General features: G+C 76.3%; 1 pseudogene. It reads right to left on the reverse strand.

What is annotated here, in order from left to right:
- Positions 1-355, reverse strand: a pseudogene (locus BGN95_RS10195) (hypothetical protein); the annotation flags it as partial.

Here is a 355-nt window from a genome sequence, read left to right on the forward strand (position 1 = left end):
GCAACCGCCACCGCTACTGCCACCGCCGTTGGTCAGCGGCGGGATGAACGGCACGATCGGTCCCGGCCCCGGCCCGACGGGCGGGCTGATGATATCGGTGGGCGGCACATAAGGCGGGGTCGCGCCGAACGGCAGATCGGGCACGTCGGCGATGATCGGCGGCCGCTCGCGCAGCGAGGTGAGCACGCGCTCGACCGGCGTCGCCGGCTTGGGCGCGGGCGGGCGGTGGCGGACATTGGTCGCGACGCGCTCGCGCGGGCCCTTGGTCTGGGTCAGCGCGCCGGCGGCGCGGCCGCCGGGCGAGCGATCGGTGAACATCGCCAGCGGATCGGCGAGCGCGGCGGTCACGGCGGCG

It is taken from the genome of Sphingomonas sp. 66-10, from assembly GCF_001897045.1.
Taxonomy (GTDB): Bacteria; Pseudomonadota; Alphaproteobacteria; order Sphingomonadales; family Sphingomonadaceae; genus Sphingomonas; species Sphingomonas lycopersici.